General features: G+C 69.0%; 21 protein-coding genes. 5 read left to right on the top strand and 16 right to left on the bottom strand.

Annotation, left to right across the window (positions count from 1 at the left end):
• A partial coding sequence (locus FXN61_RS13455) for a LuxR family transcriptional regulator (protein ID WP_223165418.1) occupies nt 1-1,502 on the top strand: 1,502 nt, incomplete at its 5' end.
• A 40-nt stretch (nt 1,503-1,542) separates the two neighbouring features.
• Complete coding sequence (locus FXN61_RS13450) at nt 1,543-2,526, top strand: alpha/beta fold hydrolase (RefSeq protein ID WP_167973793.1); 984 nt, start codon at nt 1,543-1,545, stop codon at nt 2,524-2,526.
• Between the two features lie 16 nt (nt 2,527-2,542).
• On the opposite strand, the gene FXN61_RS13445 is transcribed toward FXN61_RS13450, so the two are convergent.
• A complete protein-coding gene (locus FXN61_RS13445) occupies nt 2,543-3,970 on the bottom strand; it encodes an amidohydrolase family protein (protein ID WP_167973791.1) in 1,428 nt (475 codons plus the stop codon).
• A gap of 85 nt (nt 3,971-4,055) precedes the next feature.
• The gene (locus tag FXN61_RS13440; protein ID WP_167973789.1) at nt 4,056-5,003 is read right to left on the bottom strand and encodes a sugar ABC transporter substrate-binding protein; all 948 of its coding nucleotides are present in this window, start codon (nt 5,001-5,003) and stop codon (nt 4,056-4,058) included.
• A 261-nt stretch (nt 5,004-5,264) separates the two neighbouring features.
• On the opposite strand from FXN61_RS13440, the gene FXN61_RS13435 reads away from it, so the two are divergent.
• The gene (locus FXN61_RS13435; protein WP_167973787.1) at nt 5,265-7,229 is read left to right on the top strand and encodes a putative bifunctional diguanylate cyclase/phosphodiesterase; all 1,965 of its coding nucleotides are present in this window, start codon (nt 5,265-5,267) and stop codon (nt 7,227-7,229) included.
• Between the two features lie 23 nt (nt 7,230-7,252).
• On the opposite strand, the gene FXN61_RS55275 is transcribed toward FXN61_RS13435, so the two are convergent.
• From FXN61_RS55275 to FXN61_RS13410, 5 genes are all read right to left on the bottom strand, one after another.
• On the bottom strand, nt 7,253-8,434 hold the full coding sequence (locus FXN61_RS55275) for a M28 family peptidase (RefSeq protein WP_312877695.1): 1,182 nt from the start codon (nt 8,432-8,434) through the stop codon (nt 7,253-7,255).
• A gap of 363 nt (nt 8,435-8,797) precedes the next feature.
• On the bottom strand, nt 8,798-9,481 hold the full coding sequence (locus tag FXN61_RS13425; protein WP_167973785.1) for a YbaB/EbfC family nucleoid-associated protein: 684 nt from the start codon (nt 9,479-9,481) through the stop codon (nt 8,798-8,800).
• A 24-nt stretch (nt 9,482-9,505) separates the two neighbouring features.
• The gene (locus FXN61_RS13420; protein ID WP_167973783.1) at nt 9,506-9,805 is read right to left on the bottom strand and encodes a hypothetical protein; all 300 of its coding nucleotides are present in this window, start codon (nt 9,803-9,805) and stop codon (nt 9,506-9,508) included.
• A 168-nt stretch (nt 9,806-9,973) separates the two neighbouring features.
• The gene (locus tag FXN61_RS13415) at nt 9,974-11,260 is read right to left on the bottom strand and encodes a PepSY-associated TM helix domain-containing protein (protein ID WP_167973781.1); all 1,287 of its coding nucleotides are present in this window, start codon (nt 11,258-11,260) and stop codon (nt 9,974-9,976) included.
• A gap of 68 nt (nt 11,261-11,328) precedes the next feature.
• Nucleotides 11,329-11,841 carry a hypothetical protein gene (locus tag FXN61_RS13410; RefSeq protein WP_167973779.1) on the bottom strand — a complete coding sequence of 171 codons (513 nt, stop codon included), beginning with the start codon at nt 11,839-11,841 and terminating at the stop codon, nt 11,329-11,331.
• Between the two features lie 73 nt (nt 11,842-11,914).
• On the opposite strand from FXN61_RS13410, the gene FXN61_RS13405 reads away from it, so the two are divergent.
• Nucleotides 11,915-12,313: a GNAT family N-acetyltransferase gene (locus FXN61_RS13405; protein WP_167973777.1), complete on the top strand. Its 399-nt coding sequence runs from the start codon at nt 11,915-11,917 to the stop codon at nt 12,311-12,313.
• Here the strand turns inward: FXN61_RS13405 and FXN61_RS13400 are convergent.
• A complete protein-coding gene (locus FXN61_RS13400; protein ID WP_167973775.1) occupies nt 12,310-12,618 on the bottom strand; it encodes a hypothetical protein in 309 nt (102 codons plus the stop codon). The two genes, FXN61_RS13405 and FXN61_RS13400, sit on opposite strands and share 4 nt — an antisense overlap.
• Before the next feature lie 15 nt (nt 12,619-12,633).
• Nucleotides 12,634-13,206 (bottom strand): PadR family transcriptional regulator, encoded by a 573-nt coding sequence (locus tag FXN61_RS13395; protein ID WP_167973773.1) that lies wholly within the window; start codon nt 13,204-13,206, stop codon nt 12,634-12,636.
• Nucleotides 13,207-13,263: 57 nt separating this feature from the next.
• Between FXN61_RS13395 and FXN61_RS13390 the strand changes: the two genes are divergently transcribed.
• A complete protein-coding gene (locus FXN61_RS13390; protein WP_167973771.1) occupies nt 13,264-13,659 on the top strand; it encodes a nuclear transport factor 2 family protein in 396 nt (131 codons plus the stop codon).
• Nucleotides 13,660-13,683: 24 nt separating this feature from the next.
• On the opposite strand, the gene FXN61_RS13385 is transcribed toward FXN61_RS13390, so the two are convergent.
• The 7 genes from FXN61_RS13385 to FXN61_RS13360 form a co-directional block, all read right to left on the bottom strand.
• Complete coding sequence (locus tag FXN61_RS13385) at nt 13,684-14,406, bottom strand: class I SAM-dependent DNA methyltransferase (protein WP_167973769.1); 723 nt, start codon at nt 14,404-14,406, stop codon at nt 13,684-13,686.
• Nucleotides 14,407-14,447: 41 nt separating this feature from the next.
• The gene (locus FXN61_RS13380) at nt 14,448-15,695 is read right to left on the bottom strand and encodes a cytochrome P450 (RefSeq protein WP_167973767.1); all 1,248 of its coding nucleotides are present in this window, start codon (nt 15,693-15,695) and stop codon (nt 14,448-14,450) included.
• Between the two features lie 304 nt (nt 15,696-15,999).
• Complete coding sequence (locus FXN61_RS13375; protein ID WP_167973765.1) at nt 16,000-16,479, bottom strand: nucleotidyltransferase domain-containing protein; 480 nt, start codon at nt 16,477-16,479, stop codon at nt 16,000-16,002.
• A gap of 12 nt (nt 16,480-16,491) precedes the next feature.
• Nucleotides 16,492-17,745 carry an NAD(P)/FAD-dependent oxidoreductase gene (locus tag FXN61_RS13370; protein WP_167973763.1) on the bottom strand — a complete coding sequence of 418 codons (1,254 nt, stop codon included), beginning with the start codon at nt 17,743-17,745 and terminating at the stop codon, nt 16,492-16,494.
• The gene (locus FXN61_RS56940) at nt 17,742-18,158 is read right to left on the bottom strand and encodes an amino acid ABC transporter ATP-binding protein (protein WP_312877694.1); all 417 of its coding nucleotides are present in this window, start codon (nt 18,156-18,158) and stop codon (nt 17,742-17,744) included. The genes FXN61_RS13370 and FXN61_RS56940 overlap by 4 nt, the downstream gene beginning before the upstream one ends.
• Nucleotides 18,151-18,525, bottom strand: coding sequence for an ATP-binding cassette domain-containing protein (locus FXN61_RS56935; RefSeq protein ID WP_312877693.1), 375 nt, complete (start codon nt 18,523-18,525; stop codon nt 18,151-18,153). The genes FXN61_RS56940 and FXN61_RS56935 overlap by 8 nt, the downstream gene beginning before the upstream one ends.
• Nucleotides 18,522-19,235: an amino acid ABC transporter permease gene (locus FXN61_RS13360; RefSeq protein ID WP_167973761.1), complete on the bottom strand. Its 714-nt coding sequence runs from the start codon at nt 19,233-19,235 to the stop codon at nt 18,522-18,524. The genes FXN61_RS56935 and FXN61_RS13360 overlap by 4 nt, the downstream gene beginning before the upstream one ends.
• Nucleotides 19,236-19,244 lie beyond the last annotated feature (9 nt).

Here is a 19,244-nt window from a genome sequence, read left to right as displayed (position 1 = left end):
AGCAGCAACAGCGACGGCTCGTTCGCCAGTGCGTTCTCGATGCCAGGACGTGCCTTTTCCAGCGACGGAACCTCGTCGTAGCCGTCCCTGACCGTGACCTCACGGCACGGGAGCGGGCGCTGGTGACGTGGCTGCCCAGCGCGTTCGACGACGGCGTGGGGGAGGGCGCGGCAGGGCCGGGTGAACTGGCTGTGCTGGCCGAGGCCGTGGTGGGCGACGGCGACGTCGAGCTGGGGATGCGGATCTTCTGGAGCGTCGCGATGCGCTGCTTTTGGGTGGAGCCGGGAGCCGCTGTCCGTGAGCGGATCGCCGCGGTGGCACGCCGGTTGCCGATCGACCCGCAGGATCCGCGGATGCTGGCGATGTCGGCGTACGTGAGTCCGGTCGAGCAGGGCGACGCGGTGGTGGCGGGACTGCGCGCGGTCCGTGGCGGGGGAGACGACCCCGCCACGTTCCGCCTGCTCGGCAGCGCCGCCCTCCAGGTGGGCGCGTTCGAAGAGTCCGTGCGGTTTTCCCTTGCCGCACAACGAGGTCTGCGTGCGCAAGGCCAGTTCGGCCTCCTGGCGCGCGCCCTCGCCGTCGAAGCGTGGAGCCGAACCCGTCTCGGCGACATCACCGCCGCCGAACCCGCCGCCTGCGAAGCCGCCAGGCTGGCCGAGGAGACCCGCCAGCCGTACATGCGCGGGCTGGCCGCGGCCGTGCGAGCCGAGATCGCCGCCCTGCGCGGCGACTACGAGCAGTCCGCGGAACTGGCCGCTGAGGCCGAACGGATCGGGCTCGCAGCAGGCGCGCGACCCGTCCTGGCCACCGTCCAACTGGCCAGAAGCCTTGCCGCGCTGGGCGAGGGCCGGTACGCGGACGCGTTCGCCGCCGTCCGCCGCGTCCACGACCCGGCGGACCCCGCCTACCAGCTGGCGCTGCGCAGGTACGTGCTGCCAGAACTGGTCGAGGCCGCCACCCGCAGCGGCAACTCCGACGACGCCGGCAAGATCGTGGAGGAGTTCGGCACCGCCACCAGCTCGCCCGCATTGGCGACAGGCCTGAGGTACGCGCGCGCTCTGCTGGCGCGAGACGAAGAAGCCGAGGCCCTCTTCACTGCCGCGCTCGACGCCGGAAGCTCGCCGTGGGACCGGGCGCGGACGCAGCTGGCCTTCGGGGCCTGGCTGCGCAGGCAACGCAGAGCCGCCCAGGCGAGGCCGCACCTCAAGGCGGCCGCGGAGGCGTTCGAGGCGTTCGGCACCAAGGACTGGGCGGAACGGGCGCGCGAGGAGCTGAGGGCGTCCGGGGAGTCGCGCAACGGCAACGGCGAGCTGACCGAGCACGAGCTGACCATCGCGCGGATGGCGGCGGACGGGCTGACGAACAAGGAGATCGGGGAGCGGCTGCACCTGTCGCACCGGACGGTCAGCACACATCTGCACCGGATTTTTCCCAAGCTCGGCGTGACGGCCCGCGCCGAGCTCAAGACCGCGTTGATGACGTACTCGGAGACCGTCACCTGACGCTCGCGAGCTACCAAGACCCGCGCTTACGGTCGACGTCATGATCAGCAGGCGACAGTTCTCCCAGGCACTGGCGGTGGCGGGCGTGGCGGCGCCCCTCGTCACGGCCACCGCGACCGCACAGACGTCGAAGCCTGCGTGGGGACCGATCAAGCAGGTCAGGGCAGGACTGCTGGACGTCGGGTACGCCGAGATGGGTCCGGCGGACGGTCCGGTCACGATCCTTCTGCACGGCTGGCCGTACGACATCCACAGCTTCGTTGACGTCGCTCCCAGGCTGGCCGCGCAGGGCCACCGGGTCCTCATCCCGTACCTGAGGGGCTACGGCCCGACGCGGTTCCTGCACGCCAGGACGAAGCGCAACGGGCAGCCGGCGGCGGTGGCGAGCGACCTGATCGCGTTCATGGACGCGCTCAAGATCCGCCAGGCGACCCTCGCCGGGTTCGACTGGGGCGCGCGGACGGCGTGCGTCACCGCGGCGCTGTGGCCGGAGCGGGTCAGGGCGCTGGTGTCGGTCAGCGGGTACCTGATCATCAGTCTCGCGGCGAACCAGGAGCCGCTGAGCCCGCAGGCCGAGCTGGGCTGGTGGTACCAGTTCTACTTCGCCACCGAACGCGGTGAGAAGGGCTACACGCAGAACACCTACGAGTTCAACAAGCTGATCTGGAAGCTCGCCTCGCCGCAGTGGAACTTCGACGAGGCCACCTACGCCCAGAGCGCCACGGCTTGGAAGAACCCCGACCACGTCGCGATCGTCATCCACAACTATCGCTGGCGGCTCCAGCTCGCTGAGGGTGAGCACCGCTACGACGGGCTGGAGCGCAAGCTGCAGAGCAGGCCCGTGATCAGCGTGCCGACGATCACGATCGCCAGCGACTTCGACGGCCCCAACAAGAGCGGCGCCGGCTACCGCGACCGGTTCACCGGGCGCTACGAACACAGGATTCTCGACGGCATCGGGCACAACGTTCCGCAGGAAGCCCCGGAGGCGTTCACCCGTGCCGTGCTCGACGTCAGCCGCTGAACGCCACCGGCAGCCCTCAGCTCGCGGGAGGAGTCAGAATCCCTCCCGCAGCCGTGCGGATTCGAAGCGAGGAAGCCTTGGCATCACGCACGATCCGGTCCACGTCGTAGGCCACCAGCCTGCCGCCGCGCTTGACGATCCGGCCGTCCGAGAACACCGTGTCGACGTTCGAGGGAGTCGCCGCCTGCACCAGTGTCGTCTCGAACAACCCGCCCGGCGCGAGGTTGATGTCGTTGGTGCGCACGAGGACGACGTCCGCCCGCTTGCCGACGGTGATCGACCCGGTGACGTCGCCCAGCCCCAGCGCGCGGGCACCGTTGATCGTCGCCATCTCCAGCACGTCACGGAAACCGACCTCCGGCAAACCCGCGGACGGCGTGCCCTGCCACGGAATGCCGGTGTTCCAGACGAGCCGCATCGTCTCGAACATGTCCGACGGCGCGATGGACGTGGCGTCCGACGACAGCGACACCGGCACGCCCGCCTTGCGGAACCGCAGCAGCGTGTCCCGCGGATCGCCCGCCGTGCCCAGCCGGAACTCCGAGTGCGGTGACCAGCTCAACGGCGTGCCGGTCCGCACCAGGACCTCCATGTCGCTGTCCAGCGCCGTGACGTAGTGCGTCAGCAACGTCTTGGGGCCGAGCCAGCCGCGTCGTTCGTAGTCGGCGGCGTCCACGATCCGCGGCGGCGCCTGGCCCGCGTGGATCGCGATCGGCAGGCCGCGTCGCAGCGCCGCCTCCATGTCCGCGAAGAACGCCGGCTCGGTGCTCTGCGACAGCCCTCGCAGGTTGATGCCCAGGTGCACCAGTCCGTCGAACGCGCTTCCTTGAGAGAAGTACTGCTGGCGCACGCGGTCCACGTCGGTGAGATCCATCGGCACGTCACGCGGCATCTGGTCCACGTGACCGTAGGAGAACCTCGCGCGCAGCAACCCGTCGCGGTGCGCTTGAAGTTCGGCGTCGGCGTGCGCGGGGGAGCGGGTGTTGTTCGACCAGTTGTGCACGGTGGTCACCCCGGCGTTGGCGAGCTCGGCCAGCCCGAGCAGGACGCTGCGGTAGACGTCCTTCGCCTCGTACAGCGTCGACGTGGCCCGCTTCGCCGCGAAGTAGGGGAAGCCGTCGGCCACGTAGTTGCGGCCGATCGCGCTCCACATGTGGTGATGGGTGTTGACGAAGCCCGGCATGACGATCATGTCGGTCGCGTCGACGATCTTGGCGCCGTGCGCGCTCAGGTCACGCCCGACCGCTTCGATCTTGCCGTCGTCGACGAGGACGTCCGCGCGCGGCAACACCCCGAGCGCCTTGTCGACGGTGACGACCGCGCCGTTGCGGATGAGGTACCGGCCGCGCCGCGTGTGTTCGGTGTCAGCGGTGGCGACACCCGTGGTGGCCGACACCGCCAGCGCGGCACCAACGGTTTTGGCGAGTGTCCTTCGATTGATCATGCGGCCCTCCAAGACAGGGAGCATGCATGCTTGCTCAAGGTCGGCTGTCTGTCACCGGCGTGGGAGATCCAATGCGCAAAACGGGTCAACGCGCCTGATCGAGTGGACGCAGGTGTTGCGACGGATCGGCGATGAGGACGTCGATCTTCGGCCGGGCGGCCTCGAGACGGTTGGTCTCGTTGGATTGGCGGCGGATGATTTCGTCCACGTTGGACGCCTGGACCGTCAGTCCCGGCGCGACGAACCAGCCTTGTGGGAGCGCGCGGCCGGTCTTGGCGTGCTCGGCCAGCAGCCACCCAGCCACCGCGCCCTTGAGGAAGTGCTCCGCGGACACCGACGCGAACAGGTGGCCCTCCTTGACGCCCTGCAACGCCCTGGGGTCCAGGCTGAACGCGCCTGCCAGCCACTTCGCGTTCCTGGCCGCGTGCACGGCGGCGAGGTTGATCGCGTCGACGTCACCGGTGCCCAGCAACGCGAGCGCGTCCGGGTTGGCCTCGGCCAGGCGCTGCCACGTCGCGAGGTTCGCGGGAAGGTCGCGACCGGTGTCCAGCGGCCCGATCACCTGCAGCTTCGGCAACCGTTCCACGAGCCGTGCCCTCAGGCCGGCGGCGCGCTGGTCCAGCGCGGGCATCGCGGGGGAGTTGCTGCCGATGACGATCTTGCCCGCGCTGTCCGGCGGCACCTTGTCGGCCGTCACGTCGGCAAGCATCCTGCCCAGTTCGTAGTTGTCGTTCTCGATCAGCAGCCTGACCCCGGAGCCCGGAGCGACCTGCCCGCCGGCCACCGCGATCATCGGGATGCCCTGCGCGGTCACCTGTGCCATCGGCTCCGCCACCAGTTCCGGCGCCACCGCCGACAGCCCGATGCCGCCCTTCGCACGCGTCGCGAGGTCACGCAGCAGCTCGACCTGCTTGAGCCCGTCGTGCGTGTCCGGCCCGGTGACCTCGGCCTTGATCCCGCCGGCGATGGTCGCGCCCGCCCGGAAGCCCTCGCTCATCTCCTTGGAGAAGTCGCGGCTGTTGTTCTGGGACACGAATCCGATCGTGGGCGGGTCATCGGACGTCTTCCCGTCGCCGCATCCGCTCACCCCCGCCACCGCCAGTAAAAGCGCAGGTAAGAACGTACGGGTCAGGCCAACCATGGGGATGCCCAATCAGTTGATCGCTAGAAGCGCACGAGGGTAGACCACAGCGCCCCGATGTGTCGGGCTTGCGTGCCATCCTTTGGCTGCGTACCAATTACCACTTCGCCGGAAAGCGATGTCCGGCCGGTGAGCTGAAGGCAGGCGGCTTGGATGCTGTCCAACTGGATCGAGGCCCGCACAACCGCGCGGACGACCGTCATCAGTCTGACGATCGGTCTCGCAGCGTTGGCGGGCCTCGCGCTGTGGACCAGCCTGAGCATGCAACGCGCCGCCATCCACCTGCACGAACTCAACGAGATCAGCGACCGCTGGGGCCGCGTCGTGCAGAACGTCGACGTCGCCGACCACGCCCTCGTCGACTACCTCCGCTCCGGCACCCCCGTCATGGGCCAACCGGTCGCCAACGCCGCGGGTGCCGCAGGTGAAAGCCTGCGCTGGCTGCGTGAGCACGGCGCCAATGCCGACGTCCGTGCCGCCGTGATCGTCGGCGACCTCTACGGCGACTACACGACCTTGCTGCGCGAAACCGTTGCGGCCGGCGACAGCGGCGACGGCACGGCCGCCCGGCAGAAAGCCGACCAGGCTGAGCTCACCCTTGTCTCACTGCGCAAACAGCTCTCCACCGTCGTCCAGCTCAAACGCCTTGAAACCACCGACTACCTGCGGGCCGCCGAGAGGCAGAACGGCCGGTTGAGGCTGGCCGCCGTCGTCGCGTTCGTGATCGATCTCGGCCTGGTGGCGCTCTGCGGCGTCGTGCTGCTGGGCCACCGTCGCAAGATCCTCCGCCAGGCCGCGAAGAGCGAGCACGAGGCCATGCACGACGCGTTGACCGGCCTGGCCAACCGCACGCTGCTCACCCAGCGCACCGGACAGGCGATCGAACGCTCGAACCGGTCCGGCGAGCCTCTCGGCCTGTTCCTGATCGACCTCAACCGCTTCAAGCCGATCAACGACACGCTCGGCCACGCGTTCGGTGACCGCCTGCTCCAACACGTCGCCAACCGCCTGACCGGCGCCGTCCGCGACGTCGACACCGTGGCCAGGCTGGGTGGCGACGAGTTCGCGGTCCTGCTGCCCTCGGTGCGGACTGCCGCGAACGCTCTGATCGTCGCGGACCGGGTGCACCGGGCGCTGGAAGAGGCCGTGGACATCGACGGCCTGTCCGTCGACGTCGGCTGCAGCATCGGTGTGGCGATGTATCCGACGGACTCCTCGGATGCTCACGAGCTCCTGAAGCACGCCGACATCGCGATGTACGCGGCCAAGCGCGCCCGCCTCGGCACGTCGGTCTACGAACCGGGGCTCGACCAGCACGGCGAGGCTCAGCTGACCGTGATCAGCGACTTGCGCCGGGCCATCGACCACGGCGAACTGGTGCTGCACTACCAGCCCAAGGCCGACCTGCGCAGCGGAACCGTGTGCGGGGCCGAGGTGCTGTGCCGGTGGCAGCATCCGCGGCTGGGACTGCTCGGGCCGGACCGCTTCATCCCCGCGGCCGAGGAGACCGGGCTGATCGAGCCGCTCACGCGGTACGTGCTCGACCACGCGCTGGCGCAGTGCCGTGAATGGCACGCCGGCGGGCGGGACGTGCCGATCTCGGTCAACGTCGGTGCCCAGTGCCTGCACGATCCCACGTTCCCCGACCAGGTCTCGCGGCTGCTGAAGGAGCACGACCGGCCCGCGGAGGCCCTGACGCTGGAGATCACCGAGTCGGCGATCATCGCCGATCCACACAGGGCAGGCGATGTGCTGGAACGGTTGCGGGAGCTGGGAGTGCGGCTGTCGATCGACGACTTCGGCACCGGGTACTCGTCGATCGCCTACCTGCGAACCATGCCCGTGCACGAGATGAAGATCGACCGGTCGTTCACGACGAACATGCGGTCGGACTCGTCCAGCGCGGCGATCACCCGGTCGTTGCTCGGGCTCGCGCACAACCTCGAGCTGGAGGTCGTGGCCGAGGGGGTCGAGGACGAGGAGACCTGGTCCGCGCTGGCGGCGTTGGGGTGCGACATCGTGCAGGGGTACTGCTTGAGCAAGCCGTTGCCCGCGGACGAGTTCGCCGTGTGGTTGCGGGATCGGCGGCTCGACGAGCTGACCGCGCCGACCCCGTGACCGTGTGTCTGTTCAGTTGCTGCTCATCGCCGACTGGCGAGCCGATAGGCCGCCGCGCCGATCAGCTCCAGCGACACTTGCAGGCGTTCCAGGCTGATGTTGTCCCGGATCGTGTCCTCCGGCGTGTGGTAGATCGGCTCCAGCTGCGCCGGTCCGCCCTCGCCGCGCCAGCTGAAGTTCGCCGCCGCCATGCCCTTCTCGTGGAACGGCACGTGGTCGCTCGACCCGCGCGCCACCGGTCCGTGCACCCGCGGGTCGTACCCGAGCCGTTGCGCCGCCGCACGTACCTCGGCGGTCGTCGTGTTGTCGGCGCCGTCCACGGACAGCAACCAGTACGCCGTCGCCGGGTCGTGGCTCGTGGCGACCATGTCGTTCTGGAAGACGCCCTTGATCCGGGCGATCTCCTCTGGCGCGAGTTGCGAGACGTAGTGCCGCGAGCCGAGCAGCCCCTGCTCCTCCGAACCCCACAACGCGAACCGGATCGCCTTGTGCGTCGGCAGATACCGCAACACCCGCGCCAGTTCCAGGCACAGCACGGTTCCGCTGCCGTCGTCGTTGGCGCCCGGTGATCCCGGCACGCTGTCGTAGTGCGCGGTCACCATCACGACCCCGTTGTCGTGCCACGGGAACGTCGCCGGCCGGTCCGCGATCACGTTGTAGGACGTGAGGTTCGGGTGGTGCGTGGTGCTGATCGTCAGCTCACCGGACGCCTGCGCGCGCAGCTTCTCCGTGTGCACCTGGGCGAGGCCGATGACCGGCACCGTGACGTTGCGGTCGAGCGTGGGTGAGAACGCGCTGGACCTGTTGGCCGTCGTGGAGATCCGGCCGAGGATCACCGCCACCGCACCGCGTTCGATCGCCGCGTGCGTCGGCGCCGATCCGGCGGGAGCGTTGACGTAGAACGCGATCTTGCCCGTGAGGTCGGGCAGCTGACCGTCGACCACCTCGACGAACGGTGCCTTGACCGTGACGCCGAGAGTCCCGAAACGTGAAGCGCCGGCCTGCCACTTGCCGTTGACGTCGGCGAGGTACTTGTCCGCAACGGTGAAGGGCTGCGTCGTCACCTGGTACCGCAGCGCCTTGAGCTCGCGGACGAGGTAGTCGCGGGCCCGGTGCTCGGACGAGGTACCGCCGATCCGCGGCCCGATCCCGTCGCTGAGCACCTTGAGGTGTTCGAGCGCCTTGCGCGCCCGAACCCTTGCCACGACGGGGAAGTCGCTGAGGTTGAGATCCGGCGGGTTCGCGGCACCCGCCGTTGCCCTGTCGCCGCGAGCGCGCTCGCGGGGTCGGCCACGACGGCGGCGACACCGGCCGCCGCGGCGAGGAAGTCACGTCTGCGCATCTCGTCCCCCATCGTCCGATGTTCCACAACCCAGTGCCGCGACCGCCAACAATCGCCGCGTCTTCCGGCGCTCAGCAGGGCACCTCGCGGCACCGGCCCCGCGCCCCCGTACAACCAGTACGAGGACGCGGGGGCGGCACCACGATGCACCCGTCTGAACGTCGGAATACGGGGCGAAGGCTGACGGTCGCGACACTAGGCAGGCCAGGAGGCGCGGGACAAGCGACTAGTGGCTGGCTTTCTCGGCGTGATCGAGGACGAGGTCCTGCACCTGCCTGCGTGCGTCGGACCGCGCTCTCTGGACGCAGGCCATCAGTTGCGCGGCGAGGGCCTCCGGATCCAGGTCGCGCGCCGCGGGACCGAGTTCGATGCCCGTCGTGACGCCGTTCGAGTCCACGGTCACGGTGACGCCGCCGCGCGTGGCCTTGCCGCTGACCGCCGCGAGCAGCTGCACGAGGTCGAGGTAGCGGCGGCGCTCGCGCTCCTCGATGGCATTGCGGCGCTCCTCCCACCACGTGAGCCTGCGAAGCAGCAACTCCTGTGCGGTCGCCGGATCGGACACCGGGACCGTCCACGAGCCGGACGCGGTGTGCAGGACGATCGCGTTCGCGTGAGCGGTCACGCGGCGGATGCGGGCGAACGAGACCCCGGCGTCGATCCGCCCGCCGTGGCGTGTGGTCCAGTCGACGCGGTCGGTGCCGATCACCACGCGCGAGCCCTGGCCGACCAGGACGAGGGAGAACGCCGTCGAGCCGAGTTCGAGCACCGGAGCCGCGAGCAGCGAGCGCCGGGCCAGCCCGGCCAGTGAGCAGGCGGAGCCCGCGCCGAGCACTCCGGCCGCGCACAGGGCTTTCACCGCGATCGCCGCGCCGGGGCTGAGCCGCAACGCGATGCCAGAGCCCGGCAGCACGCCGAGAACGAGCTGCGCGCCGGCTCATAGCGTGGTGGCGGGCAGCCACGAGTGCGGGTCGCTCAACCCGTTGCGGCGCAACCACGACAGCAGCGCCCACGCGCAGGCTGCGGCCGCCACGGCCGGAATCGCCGACCACCACGGCATGATCCGCTGCCCGGCCGACGTCATCGCGGCGAGCACGATGCAGACGAGACCGATCGCGACGGGCAGCACACCGGCGGAGAGCAGCAGCAACGTCCTGGCGCGCTGCCAGCGGGCAGCCAGGGCGTGCACGACCTGCGGATCGTTGGTGAGAGGAATGGCGTGGGGAAGTAACGTCATCTGCGCGCCCCTCGTCAGCTCTCCGCCGTCACGACGTGTGACGTGCGGGCCGACCAGGCTTCCCGGCGCTCCTGGGCGTAAATATGCCGTAAATGTCCTGATCAGGCAAGCCTTGTCCACAGTGGACAGTGGTGACGCATGACCGTGCGCCACCACCGTTCCGTTGTGTCAGGCCGTTTTCGCGCGCCGCCCGAGCAGCAGATCGATCACCAGGAACACCACCAGGCTGACCCCGAGCAACGGCACGAACCACCCGACGACCAGCGTGCCGACGCCGAGCCCGACCAGGGCGACCGGCGGGGCCTTGCGCCACTGGCCGCGCGGCGTCGGACGTCCGAAGCCGCTGGTCGGCCTGCGCTTCCACCACATCCGGTAGCCGAGCACCACCAACGCGACGAGCCCGCCGCCCAGCAGCAACAGCACCAGCTGGTTGGGCCAACCGAACAGCACGCCCATGTGCGCGTCGATGCCCCACCGGGTCAGCTTCGCGGCGAACGGGTAGTCGGCGAACTTCACCGAGCTGACCACCTCACCGCCGTGCACCGCGACGGAGTCGACCTGGGTGGGCCAGCCACGCTCGATCTCCGCGACCTTCCAGGCACCACCAGGAGTGGCCGGCAGGCCGACCTCGACGTTGCGAGCATCAACGCCCGCCAACCGCGCGATACCGACCACGCTGTCGATGTCGCTGTGACCACTGCCGGACGAGGTGCCCGAGCTGTGCTCACCGTGCTCGCCGGCACCGGGCATCTTCAACGACGGCGTGGTCCAGCCGAAGGCCTGGCGGAGCGTGGAGATGTTCTCGCCCGCGTAGGCGGACCACGTGAGACCTGTCGCGGACAGGAACAGCGCGCCTCCCAACACCCACACACCGATCAACCCGTGCGTGCGGATGCGCTTGCTGTTGCGGGGCCTGGTGATCCACAGAACCAGGCCGGCCAGCGCGACGACCCACAGCCAGGAGGCGGCGAGCTCGCTGTAGAGGCGGCCGGGTTCGCCGAGCATCAGGTTGCGGTGCAGCTGGTCCAGCGCCGTGCGCAACGGCAGCACACCGCTCGTCCCGTAGACGACGAGATCACCGGTGACGCGTCCGGTGCCGGGATCGACGAAGACGGCTCGGCGTTCGGACTCGCCGAGTCCTTCCTCGGCGAACAGGACACGGGTCGTGGCGCCGGGTTCGGGGGCCGGGCGCACCGCGACCAGTGAGCCCTGAGGTGAGGACGCGAGCGCGGCGTCGACCTGGTCCTTGAGCGGAAGTTGCTGGGAGGAAACGGGAACGCGGAGCTGGTCGGAGTAGACCCAGGACTCCAGTTGCGGGGTGAGGGCGTAGAGCACGCCGGTCAGCGCGGCGATGAGAACGAACGGGCCGACGAGCACGCCGGCGTAGAAGTGCAGGCGCAGGAAGAGCCCTCGCCACGCGAACGATGTGCGTGGCGGAGCGGCTGTGGTGGTCATCAGGGTGGCACTCCAAAGTGGCGTGAACAGGTGCAGGACCGCCGATGGGCGGCCCTGTGAAAGGGGATTCAGACCTGTTCAGCCGGAGGACCGCGCCACGACAGCACGTCCAGGAAGTCGATCGTGACCGGCACACGGGCAGGCGTGGCGACGATCAGGGGTGCCGTGGCGGGCAGGGGAGTGTGCTTGCGGGGAAGGACCGACGCGATGGCGCGGGCGACTGTCAGCACCGTGCGTTCGGCGACGGCGAGGACGACGATGGTCAGCGCGGTGGCCACGACGTGCGAGGCGACCATGCGCGACGGGTCGGGCTCGTGCTCGTGACGAGACACGGCGAGGGACATCATCAGGTGCATCGCCAGCTGTCCGCCGCCGATCAGCACCAGCAGCCGGAACGGGGTCAGCTCGTGCCGGGCGAACCCGGTGGTCGCCCACGTGAGCAACCCGACGAGCGAGAAGACCAGCCCGGCGTCCGGCAAGTGGCCGTCCGCACTCGTGTGTGCGAGAACGGCGAGTGCCCCGGTGACAACACCAACAGCAGCACAGCGCGCACGGCGCAGCGGAGCTGTCGGCAGGGTCACGCTGCGGAGCTTAGCTGGCAAATTGGTCGAAACCAGCGCTACGAAAGATCTGCAGGAGCGGTTCAATACCGCTGTGATCTCGTACAACACCGATGTCAGCGACCTCGCCGAGGGCGATCTCGCGGGGTTCTTCGTGGGCTGGCCCACACCGCCGTCGCCGGCCCAGCACCTGGCCGTGCTGCGCGGGAGCTACCGCGTGGTGATCGCACGCTCTGGCAGCGAGGTCGCCGGGTTCGTGAACATGATCAGCGACGGTGTGCTGACCGCGTTCATCCCGTGGCTGGAGGTGCGGCCGGAGTTCCAGGGCAGGGGCATCGGATCCGAGCTGATGAGACGGATCCTGGCCGAGGCAGGGCACCTCTACTCGGTGGATCTCACGTGTGACGAGTCGTTGCGGCCCTACTACGAGCGCCTCGGCATGGCCGCGCTGACCGGCATGGGGCTGCGCAACCGAGACGCCTGTGCGGGTTAGATCCCTTCCAGGTCAAGGGTCTGCTGGTGAGGGCCGCCGGTGAACGAGCTGGTGAGCAGCCCCGCGCTGCGGCACCGCCCGCACGTCACGGGTGAGGTCGTCGCCTTGAAGCGGGTGAAGTCCCAGCTGCCGGTGCCGACGTGACAGCCGGGGCCGGGCACGTCCAGCCCGAGCCAGCCCTGCATCCGCACGGCGTGCACGACATCGGATCCCTCGAGGTAGCCGTTGAGCCGCCCCGCGAACCGGTTGCGCGCCTCTTCCGCGGGCGCACTGAGTGCCTCCTGCAACAACGAAATGCCGTTCATGAAGCCGATTCAACCTCACGTGGGCGCATCGAGCCGTGCACCACGCCGCTCCAGAACAGTGAGGCAGCGCGCGCACCACCGCACGTTGTCCCGCTCGAACGACAAGCCGCGCAACAACGTCAGGTACGGCCCGACCCGTTCGGCCGTGGTCAGGAACTCTTCTTCGGTGCGGCCGCCGAGCAGTTTGGCCCTGAGGCGTTCGTATCGCACGATCTTCGCCTCGGCCCACTGCTTGCGTTCCCTGATCGAGGCCTTCACCGCCTCGACGTCACCGGAGTCCGCGGCCATCACCGCGACCAGCAGCTCGTCGCGGATGGCGGTGGGCTTGCGTGGTTCGGCTGTGAACGCCGCCAAAGCCTCGAAACCTGCTGCGGTGAGGGAGAACAGCCGTTTGGTGGGCCGGCGCTCCTGCTCGACCGTGCGCGCCTCGATCAGCCCGTCGGCCTCCATCCGGTCCAGCTCCCGGTAGAGCTGCTGCGGCGTGCACATCCAGAAGTTGGCGACGGACGCGTCGAAGGCCTTGGCGAGGTCGTAGCCGGACGCCTCCCCGTCGAGCAAAGCGGCCATCACAGCGTTGCGCAGCGACATACCCGCAGGTTACGGTGCCCCGACCTAGTCAACAAGTTGAGTATGCGAGGGCCCGCTGTGAACGCATTCCGCAAGGCAGTCGAGGCACGCGACACCGACGCCATGGCGGCCTGCCTGGCCGACGACGTGGTGTTCACCAGCCCGGTCGCGTTCGCGCCGTACCCCGGCAAGCCGCTGACCGCCGCGATCCTGCGCGGCGTGATGCGGGTGTTCGAGAACTTCCGCTACGAGCGCGAGATCGTCGACGGCCCGAACCACGCGCTGGTGTTCCGTGCCGAGGTCAACGGCAAGGAGATCCAGGGCTGCGACTTCCTGCACCTCGACGCCGACGGGCTGATCGACGAGTTCACCGTGATGGTGCGGCCGTTGTCCGGCGCGCAGGCGTTGTCCGAGGCGATGGCTGCGCAGTTCGAGCAGATCAGGGCCGAGGCGCTGGAGGCGTTCAACGCCTAGTGGTGTGGCTCGCGCCGAAGAACGTTACGCGGCGACCTCGTACACGCTCACGTGCCGCGTGCTGTCCGCCGTGAACGGCTCGCCGTTCCAGCCTCCCCACCGGTCGCGCAGCCGCAGTCCGGCGATGCGTGCCATCAGGTCGAACTCGGCCGGGTAGGTGAGCCGCTGCCGGATCGGGCCGAACCGGATGCCGTCCGCGCTGATCTCCACGTGGTTCTCGTCGAGCATCTGCGTGACCGGGTCGTAGCGGTTGACGTCGAACCCGACGCGGTCGACCTCCAGCGTCTCCACGTCGATGAACTGGTGCCGTGGCCGCGCGGCCCAGCTCGGCAGACCGGACTCGATCACGAACACGCCGCCGGGTTCGAGGTGGCGTGCGGCGTTCTCGAAGCAGCGCACCTGGTCGTCCTGGGTGAGCAGGTTGCAGATCGTGTTGAAGACCAGGTACACCAGCTCGTAGGTGCGGCCGGTGCCTTCCTTCGACATGTCGCCCATGGTCACGTCGATGCTCTCGCCGCCGGGCTTCTCCCGCATGCGCGCCACCATGGCGGGGGAGAGCTCGATGCCGTCGACCGCGACACCGGTTTCCTTCAACGGCAACGCGATGCGGCCGGTGCCGATCGCGAACTCCAGCGCGGATCTGCCGAACCCGGCGAGGAACCGCACGGTGTCCGCCTCGTCGCCGCGGGGTGAGTTGTCGTAGGTTTTCGCTGTTTCGGGACTGAAGCTCGGATTGAATCCCTTCACGACTTCCACGCTAGCCCCCGCGGCCACCGAGTTTTTCTCCTCTAGTCGTCCCAGGTGATCGGCAGATGTTTGACGCCGAAGATCGTGGACGTGGTGCGGACGTGCACGTCCTCGGCGGGCACGGCGAGGCGGAGGGCGGGCAGGCGCCGCAGGAGCTCGCGGAAGCTGACGGACATCTCGATGCGGGCGAGCTCGTTGCCCAGGCACTGGTGCACGCCGTGGCCGAACGAGAGGTGCCTGCTGCGCGGGCGGTCGATGCGGAACTCGTCCGGGGCCGGGCACTCCGCGGGGTCGCGGTTGGTGGCGATCACCGAGCACATCACGGTGTCGCCTTCCCGGATCGTGACGTCGCCGATTCGTACGTCCTCCAACGCATAGCGCACGATCCCGGTGTCGACAATGGACAGATAGCGCAGCATCTCCTCGACCGCGGTGTCCATCAGGCCGCCGGGATCATCGCGCAGAGCCTTGAGCTGTTCGGGATGATCCAGCAACGCGAGCACGCCGAGGCCGAGCATGTTCGTCGTGGTCTCGTGGCCGGCGATCAGCAGCAGGTTCGCCAGGCCGACCATCTCGTCGTCGGACATGTCGCTGGTGTGTACTAGTTCGGACAGCAGGTCGTCCGCGCGGTCGGCGCGTTTTTGCTGCACCAGACCCCACATGTAGCGATGCATGCGGGTGCCTACCTCGATCAGGCCCTCCAGGTCCGTGGCCATGTCGAGCAGCTCGATCGTGTCGTCCTGGAAGTGGCCGCGGTCGGCCACCGGCACGCCGAGCAGCTCGCAGATCACCAGTGACGGCACGGGAAGCGCGAAGTCGCGGATCAGGTCCGACGGCGGGCCCGCGGCGATCATCGCGTCGATGCGGCCGGTGATGATCTGCTCGATCTGCTCGGTCAGCGCGCGCATCCGGCGCATCGTGAACTGCCGGGCGAGCAGCCTGCGGTAGCGGGTGTGCTCGGGCGGGTCGGTGGTGATGAACGACCCCGCTCGGCTCTCGGCGGCGGCGAACTTGTCACGCATCTCCGGGTCGAGCTTGTCCCGCAACCGCTTGACCTTGAACCGGTCCGCGCTCATCCGCGGGTCGGACAGCAGGGTGCGGGCGGCCTCCTGGCTCGTGACCAGCCAGAGCGGTTCGTCGTTGTGCTCGATGCGGTGGATCGGACCGGCCACGCTGAGCCCGGCCAGGCGCGTCGCGGGGTCGAAGGTGCTCGCGCGCTGCATGAGGTCGGGCGGCAACACCGGTCTCATGGCGTCCAGCGCGGCGTCCGGCTTCGAGGCTGTGGTCATCGCGATCCTCTTCCGGGAGATTGTTCGGTCGGCGGGAAGTGAGGAATGTGCGAGTTCTAAGCCGCGAGAAACTGGGGAAAGAACTGAACCGATGCGCGTTCCGGAAGTGTCAGGAATGGTTCGCGTCCAACCGACGTTGGTCGAATGATGCTTTGAGCAGCGCATACGGGGTTGACATGGGAGTGACTTCTTCTGTCAACAGGAATGGATTGAGGGGAACTCTGCCCTTTTGGGCGGCCCATCTCCATTAGTATTTCGAATCGCCCATGGGAGCATTTGGTGCAGTTGTCCGCCTGCTGTTGGCCTACGACCGTCGGGTGACGATCGAGGCCAGTAGTGCCAGGTCGTGAAGGTCCCGTTCACGCGGCTCGTAGCCCTGGTGGAAGTGGATCTGCTGTTCGGCGGACAGGCACGGCACGGTGGTGCCGAGGATCGTGCCGGTGACGAAGCACTTCGCCGGGTAGTGGAACGGTTCGCCTGGCGTCAGCGAGGACTGCTCGGCGCTGCCGTCCGGCGCGAACCGCAGCGGGTGCAGGTCGATCTCGCGGCCTGCGGGGTCCGTGAGCACGAACCGCACCGGCCGCCACGAGAGGGTTTCGGCGAAGCCGAGCGCGGCCAGGGCGGCGAGGACCGACGGTTCCTGTTCCTCGCGATGCATGAGGTCGAGGTCGTCGTGGGGACGCGTTTGCCTGCCGGCCAACGCGTCGATGCCCCAGCCACCGCCGATCCAGACGCCGAAGCCGTCCAGCGCCGCCAAGATCTCCAGCACGTCCTCACCGGTCACCGGTTCAGAAGATCACCTGAACCGGAACGGGTCCAGCACTTTTGGCCGCCGCCCGCTCAGGTAGAACTCGGCGAGCGCCTTCCCGGTCGCCGGTCCCAGCGTCACCCCGAGCATCCCGTGCCCGGTCGCCACGAACACGTTGTCGTGCTGCGGCGCCTGGTCGATCACCGGCAGCCCGTCGGCCAGGAACGGCCGTCCACCCACCCACGGATCGCGGATCCGCCGCGGCAGATCGTCCGGATCGTCGAACCACGCCCCGAGGTAGTGCCTGCTGGCCTTGGCGATCGCGACCACCCGCCGCCAGTCCAGGTTCCGGTTGTTGCCGCTCAGCTCCATCGTCCCCGCGATCCGCGTCGCCCCGTTCATCGGCGACGCCACCACCCGCCGATCCCCGAGGTACAATGCGTGCCGCGGTGCCGGGTCCAGGTCCACCGTGAAGCTGTACCCCTTGCCCGCCTGCATCGACAGCCGCACACCCAATGCCGCCAGCAGCTGCTGCGACCACATCCCGGCAGCCACGACCACACCCGAACACCGCAGATCACCTTCGGACGTGTGCACGACCCGAACCCGGTCACCGCCGGAGAACCCGGTCACCGCAACGTTCTCCCGCACCTGTCCGCCCGCGTTCTTCACGGCCTGAGCCAGCGACCCCACCAGTCCGACAGGGTCGACCACCCCCTCACCTTCCACCAGGTACGCGGCCTGAACCCGTGGCGACAGAGCAGGATCCAGCAGGGCCGCGTCCGGTCCGAGCGTCACGGCGGAAGGCATCGCGTAGTTGCCGTCCGCCATCGACCGCTGCACCTCCAGGTGGTGCCGCGCCTCCGTGGCCGACAGAAACGCGTGCACCATCCCCGGTCTGTGCAAGGTCGTCTCCACTCCGGCCGCGGCCAACCCGTCGAACAGGTCGAACGTCGGCGCGTTCAACGCCGTCACGGCCTCGTACCCGCGCCGGAACCCGGCCCGCGTGCTGCTGCGCCACATCCGCCAGAGCCACACCAGGAAGCTCGAGTCGAGCGGCGGCCGCAGGTACAGCGGGGAGTCCGGTTTTCCCAGCGACCGCAACGCGAAGCGCGTCACGCCGGGCGCGGGAACCGGTGCGGAGTGCGATCGGCACACCCAGCCCGCGTTGCCCCACGAGGCACCGGAACCGAGCGCGGACCGTTCCACCACCTCCACCGCGACGCCGGCCGAGGCCAGGTAGTGCGCCACGCACAGACCGACGACGCCGCCCCCGACGACGACCACCGGATCGGAGCTCATGATCGGCCTTCACGGGTGAAGTGCGTCAGGAACTCCCGCGTCCTCGCCGACTGCGGCTGCACCAGCACCTGCGACGGCGGGCCCTCCTCGGCGATCCTGCCCGCGTCCACGAACACCACGTGGTCCGCGACCTCCCGCGCGAACGCCAGTTCGTGCGTCACCAGCACCATCGTGATGCCGGTCGCCGCGAGCTCGCGCATCACCAGCAGCACCTCGCCGGTCGACTCGGGGTCCAGTGACGAGGTCGGCTCGTCGAACAGCAGCACCGACGGCCGCAACGCCAGCGCCCGCGCGATCGCCACCCGTTGCTGCTCACCGCCGGACATCTGCTCGGGGTACGCCGTCGCCCGATGCACCAGCCGCACCCGCCGCAGCAACGTGACGGCGCGCTCCAACGCCTCCTGCTCAGGCACCCCGGCGTCGAGCGGCGCCAGCCATGACGTTCTCCAGCGCCGTGCGGTGCGGGAACAGGTTGAACCGCTGGAACACCATCCCGACCGACCGCCGCAACCGGGGCAGGTCCGTGCACACCGCGCCGTCCGCGAAGATCGGCACGCCGTCGACCGCGATCGTGCCGGAGTCCGGTCGTTCCAGCAGGTTCAGGCAACGCAACAGGGTCGTCTTGCCGCCACCGGACGAGCCGATGATCGCGGTGATCGTCGCCTGCCGCACCGCCAGCGACACGTCGTCGAGCACCAGCCGGCCGTGGAACGACTTGCTCAGGCCGTCCACCCTCACCACATCAGCGGCGAGAACTGTGAAGTCTCCTTTTGGGGTCATACCTGGACCTCCAGCAACTTGCGCGCCTCACGCAACCGGCGCCGACGGGTGGGGGAGAGCGGCACGCCCGCGTGGATCCGCCGTTCCAGCCACAGCAACCCCTGCGAGAGCGGGTAGCAGAGCACGAAATAGATCACCGCGATCACCAGGTAGACCTCCAGCGCCCGGAACGTCGCCGAGGTGATCAGCCTGCCCTGCGACATCAACTCGGCCGCGGAGATCGTGACCAGCAGCGACGTCGACTTCAGCAGGTCGACCAGCATCGTGTTCGTGCCGGGTAACGCCAGCCGCATCGCCTGCGGGAACACGACCTTGCGGAACGTCGACAGCCGGCTGAGTCCCAGCGCCGACGCCGCCTCCTGCTGTCCGTTGTGGACGCCGTTGATGGCCGACCGGAAGATCTCCGACAGGTAGGCCGCGTAGAACAGGATCAGGCTGAGCGTGCCGGCCTGGAACGCGTCGAGCTTCAACCCGACAGAGCCCAGCCCGAAGTAGGTCAGGAAGATGACCGCGAGCAGGGGTACGTTCTTGAACAGCTCGGTGTAGATCAGCGCGGGAATCCTCAAGGCCTTCACCGCACTCAGCCGCAGCAGCGCCACCGCGAGCCCGAGCAGCGCGGCCCCGGCGAACCCCGCGACGGTGTAGGACAACGTCTTCAGCAAGCCTTCCCAGAGGTCGGCGGAGTACTCCGACCACGGCACCTCGAACATGTGCGTCCC

The sequence above is a fragment of the Lentzea indica genome (assembly GCF_012184385.1).
Taxonomy (GTDB): Bacteria; Actinomycetota; Actinomycetes; order Mycobacteriales; family Pseudonocardiaceae; genus Lentzea; species Lentzea indica.
The sequence above is the reverse complement of the archived record's forward strand: the minus strand, read 5'-3'. Positions and strand labels throughout refer to the sequence as shown.

Coding starts and splice junctions, on each gene's coding strand:
- FXN61_RS13420 (WP_167973783.1), bottom strand. CDS start 9,805: ATGACGTTACTTCCCCACGCCATTCCTCTCACCAACGATCCGCAGGTC.
- FXN61_RS56935 (WP_312877693.1), bottom strand. CDS start 18,525: ATGACCCCAAAAGGAGACTTCACAGTTCTCGCCGCTGATGTGGTGAGG.
- FXN61_RS13370 (WP_167973763.1), bottom strand. CDS start 17,745: ATGAGCTCCGATCCGGTGGTCGTCGTCGGGGGCGGCGTCGTCGGTCTG.
- FXN61_RS13450 (WP_167973793.1), top strand. CDS start 1,543: ATGATCAGCAGGCGACAGTTCTCCCAGGCACTGGCGGTGGCGGGCGTG.
- FXN61_RS13445 (WP_167973791.1), bottom strand. CDS start 3,970: ATGATCAATCGAAGGACACTCGCCAAAACCGTTGGTGCCGCGCTGGCG.
- FXN61_RS13360 (WP_167973761.1), bottom strand. CDS start 19,235: ATGTTCGAGGTGCCGTGGTCGGAGTACTCCGCCGACCTCTGGGAAGGC.
- FXN61_RS13400 (WP_167973775.1), bottom strand. CDS start 12,618: ATGAACGGCATTTCGTTGTTGCAGGAGGCACTCAGTGCGCCCGCGGAA.
- FXN61_RS13395 (WP_167973773.1), bottom strand. CDS start 13,206: ATGTCGCTGCGCAACGCTGTGATGGCCGCTTTGCTCGACGGGGAGGCG.
- FXN61_RS13435 (WP_167973787.1), top strand. CDS start 5,265: ATGCTGTCCAACTGGATCGAGGCCCGCACAACCGCGCGGACGACCGTC.
- FXN61_RS13415 (WP_167973781.1), bottom strand. CDS start 11,260: ATGACCACCACAGCCGCTCCGCCACGCACATCGTTCGCGTGGCGAGGG.
- FXN61_RS13380 (WP_167973767.1), bottom strand. CDS start 15,695: ATGACCACAGCCTCGAAGCCGGACGCCGCGCTGGACGCCATGAGACCG.